Raw genomic sequence first — 4,605 nt, 5'->3', positions numbered from 1 at the left:
GTTGAATCTACCCATAGATTTAACTAGAAAGGAATATCAGAAAAACTTACCAATATTGATGTGATTATCAAGATTTAGTAAGTTTTATGATTCGGTATGTAATCCTTTCATTCAATTTGCATTTTTTTCTTGCTAAAAAGCTGGCAAGAACTACAATGTAGTATATCGGTTGAAAACAGATGGAAAGGAAAAATATTAATGACAGTTCCAGTATTTTATTCAATCAGTGACGATTTCACCCCATACGCGGCCGTTTCCCTCCACTCTTTGGTCAAGCATGCTGACCCAAAGCGTGATTACACGGTAACTTTTTTGCACCAGGGCTTAAGCCAAGAACATGAAAAGGCCTTGGCTGCTTATAACAGAGACAATGTCCACGTTAAGTTCTACGAGATGTCTGACGAACTCCTGAAGCCAATCCAGGACCGGAAGGAAAATTACCTGCGGGGCGACTTCTTCACCATGTCTATTTTCTACCGGCTCTTTATCCCGGACCTCTTCCCGGAATATGACAAGGTAGTCTACATCGACAGTGACACGGTTTTGAATGACGACATCGCCAAGCTTTATGACCATGACTTGGGCACTAACCTCTTGGGTGCCTGCACCGACTCTTCCATCCAGTTTGTGGAGAAGATGCTTCGCTACATTAAGGAAGTTTTGACTCTGGATCCGAAGAAGTATATCAATTCGGGGATGCTGGTCATGAATGCCAAGGCCTTTAGGGAAGAAAACTTCGTTGACAAGTTCTTCAGCCTCTTGGGCCGCTACCACTTTGACTGCATCGCCCCGGACCAAGACTATTTAAATGAAATCTGCTCCGGCCGGATCAAGTACCTGGACGGCCGCTGGGATGCCATGCCAAACGAAAACACTGAGGCTCTGGCTAACCCTGGCCTGATCCACTACAACCTCTTCTTTAAGCCTTGGCACTTCAGCGGGATCCAGTATGAAGACTACTTCTGGACCAATGCTGAAGAGACCGTTTTTGCTGAAGAATTGAAGGCAGAACTGGCCAAGACGACTGATGAAGAAAGAGATGTTGAATACCACAAGCTTGACCACATGCTGGGCAAGCTGGATACGACCTTGCAGGATCCTAACAACTGGGCCCGGGTCAAGGAGAGAGAGCAAGTAACTTTATAATTCACAGAGAATGCCTTCTGAGTTTTAACTTGGAAGGCTTTTTTAGTCCCTTTGGACAATTTTTGGGAAAAATAAGCCGAAAAACGAGATTTTTAAAGCAAAAGTCGCTACAATTAAGTAGTCAAGAGTAAATAATAAAAGAGTTATGATGTTTGGGCGAAGAAAATGATTAAGACGAAAATCACAGATGCTTTTCATGCTTTTCAAAAAAAGATAATGGGAAATGGCCGCCCAAAGCCAGACCAAGTCATCAGCCTGCTCGATCTGGTCAAAGACGAGCTGGGCCTGGCCATGGTCTATGTCTGCGAAAACACGGCTGGTGGCAGCCAGTTTTTATATCAATATTGTTCTCATGGCGATAACTTTTCAGCCATGCACCACAACCTGCTGATCGCCGAAGGGCAGGAACGCGACACGACTTACGAACTTTTGCAGCAGGAGAACCCGGTAGTTTTGACGGGGGAATACTTCAGCAATAGATTTGCCATGGCAGCTGGCAATCTGGTCTACAGCTACTTCAGCGGGAGCATCTGTCAAGGCTTGGTCTGCTTTCAAAAGGAAAAGCAAGCTGGCCAAGTCTGGAATGAAGAGGAAAAGGAAACGCTGACGATTCTGGCCAAGCTGCTCTGGCCCTTAGTCGCTCAAGACCAGATTGCTGCCCAGGTTCGGGTCATCAGCGCTAATGCTGGCAATCTGTCAATGGTTTGGATCTATCCCAAGGTCAAGACGGCTATTTTTTCCAAAGACCTGCGGACCCGGTTTGGCCTCAGCAACTATTACCGAGCCAAGTCGATTGGGGATTTTTGCCAGAGTTTCGTGGCCTATAAAGACCAGGATAAAGTAGTGGCTGCTTACCAAAAGGCCCTGCAAGGCAAAGAAATGGAAGTTAGCTGCCATGCTTTCCAGCACAGTGATAAGCTGCACTTGACTATTGTGTCCAACCGCTATGACTTTGAAGGGCAGCCTGAACAATTAGTGGTTTTCATCAGAAGAGCCAACGAAGTTTCCAAGGACCGCCTGGAGCGAAGCAAGCGGCTGGAAGCCTACCGGGAATTCCAGCTGATCTACAGCCGGGACAATATTTTTGAACTTTTTCTCGATCTGACTCAAAATCAAGCCACCGTCTTCAAGGCTCCTTTGTCCTGGCAGTCTGTTCTGGAGCAAGGAGACAACTATGACCAGCTCCTGCACCTTTTCGCCAGTCAGCTGGTCTTGCCCAACAGCCAGCAACCGCTTTTAAATGCCTTGAACTGTGATAATCTGCGCCGGCAGTTGACCCAGCAGTCCAGCTTCTTTTTGACGGCTCATGTCCAAGTTGAAAACCAGCAGCGGCTTTTGGAATTTGAAGTCATCGAAGGCCGTTCTGGCAACCATCGGGTGCCGCAGAGCGCGATCGTGGTCGTCAAGGACGTGACTGACAAGCGGGTTTCCCGCTATGACTCCTTGACCGGCCTGCTCAACATGCATAACTTTCTTTTGGAAGTTGGTCAGAAGTGGCAGCCAGGTGGCCAGCTTTTGGTCATGAACGTGGAAAACTTCAAGTTCTACAACATGCGCCATGGCTTGGAACAAGGTGACCGCTGCTTGATCGAAATCGCGGAACTTTTGAAGGAGCTCTATCCAGGTGCTACATTAGCCCGCTTTAACGCGGACAACTTCTATGTTTATGATCCAGATCCTGGCGACTGGGAATTGCGGATTATCCGCCTGCATACCCGCTTAAAGCGGCTGCCTTTGGCCAACCAGCTGCGGATGCGGGTTGGGGTTTACCAATATTCTGACAAGGTGACCGCTTCTTTGGCCTGTGACCGGGCCAAGCTGGCCTGTGACCAGGCTAAAAAACAGCCCGAGCAGAGCTGGTGTCTGTATACTCCGGCCATGCAGGAAAGAGAAGAATTAAAGCAGTATTTGATTGACCACTTGGATGATGCCCTTAGAAATCACTACCTGCAGGTTTACTACCAGCCGGTCATCCGGACTTTGACTGGCCGGCTTTGCAGCGCGGAGGCCTTAGTCCGTTGGATTGACCCGGTCAAGGGCTTTTTGTCACCTGGGGATTTCATTCCTCTTTTTGAGGAGATGAACCTGTCTTACAAGGTTGACCGTTATGTCATCCAAGAAGTGACTAAAATGATTCGCGAGCATATGGATAAGGGCTGGCCGGTCATCCCGGTTTCAGTCAACCTTTCCCGGGCAGACTTCCAGATGATGGATCCACTGACGGAATTAAACCAGGCCATGCGCAAAAACAACTTGCGCCGGTCTCTGGTGCATGTGGAAATCACTGAAAGTGCCCTGTCTAAAGACGTGGATGGCTTAAAGCGGGCCATCCACAACTTCCGCCAGGCTGGCTACGAAGTCTGGATGGATGACTTTGGCAGCGGCTACTCTGCCTTGAACTATCTCAAGAATTTTGAATTCGATGAGATCAAGCTGGACATGATCTTTATGAAGGACTTTGATGAAGCCTCAAAAAAGATTGTGACTGCCTGTGTAAAGATGGCTAAAGATTTGGGCATTCACACCTTGGCAGAAGGCGTTGAGACCCAGCAGCAGCTGGACTTTTTGCGGTCAATTGGCTGTGAGCGGATCCAGGGCTATTACTACAGCAAGCCTTTGCCGCCTGATAAACTCTGCCAGTTGATTACCGAGAAGGGGATCGAGATCGAAAACTGGGGGCAGAGCAAGTTTTACCAGCAAGTTGGCTTGGTGGACCTGGTCAGCGACAAGCCGATCTGCCTGGTCTTGGACGATGGCAGCCAGTTCAGCATGCTTTATGCCAACGAAGAATTCCAGAAGGAGATCAAGCGGTCGCCTGCTCTTTTTGATCGGATTATCAACGACTGGAACAAACCGGATTCTGCAACTGCCAAACAGCTGCACGCCTTTGCCAAAAAGGTTGGCCAAGGCGGGGAAAGCTACTTTGACTTCAAGCAAATCGGCCAGTATCTCCGGCTAAGTGCCAAGCAAATCGCGAAACTCGAAAATTATCAGATGCTCTTGATCAACCCAAGCGACATCACGGTTCAATATCTGAAATAAGCAAGAAGCAGTCAAATTGGCTGCTTCTTTTTTACTTTCTGCCCGCGAAAAGTTGAAAAAATAAAAATTTTCAAAAAACTTTTTATTCATTTAACTCAGGAAAAGGCCAAAATCCGAACGATTTTTCCAGAAAAGCAATTTTCCCAAAAATGAAAGAGGATTTTAAAAAGAGAAGAGAAAAACAACTTTTACAACACCTCCTGGTGTTTGGCGAAAAAGACAATTAAAAGGCAAAAGTTGACGAAAAAGAAAAAACAAGGTAAAGTATTAAATGTCTTCAAGGCAAGCACGAAGCGCTTTCGTAAAGAAAGGCAATTGAAGGCAAAATAAAAAATATCAGAAAGCTGTTGACAAGAAGTCGGCAAGCGAGTAAGATATAAAACGTTGCGTCACTTGACGCAAGTTGGTACTTTGAAA

At 46.9% G+C, this 4,605-nt stretch carries 2 protein-coding genes; both read left to right on the top strand.

Features of this window, described 5'->3' with window-relative positions; all coding sequences use genetic code 11:
- Positions 1 to 198: 198 nt before the first annotated feature.
- Positions 199 to 1,146 (top strand): glycosyltransferase family 8 protein, encoded by a 948-nt coding sequence (locus ACI32D_RS00035; RefSeq protein ID WP_439774642.1) that lies wholly within the window; start codon positions 199 to 201, stop codon positions 1,144 to 1,146.
- A 216-nt stretch (positions 1,147 to 1,362) separates the two neighbouring features.
- On the top strand, positions 1,363 to 4,188 hold the full coding sequence (locus ACI32D_RS00030) for a putative bifunctional diguanylate cyclase/phosphodiesterase (protein ID WP_439774641.1): 2,826 nt from the start codon (positions 1,363 to 1,365) through the stop codon (positions 4,186 to 4,188).
- The last annotated feature ends 417 nt before the right edge of the window (positions 4,189 to 4,605 follow it).

Origin of the sequence: Lactobacillus sp. (genome assembly GCF_051873315.1) — a bacterium.
GTDB lineage: Bacteria > Bacillota > Bacilli > Lactobacillales > Lactobacillaceae > Lactobacillus.
This window is presented reverse-complemented; position numbering and strand designations above follow the sequence as displayed.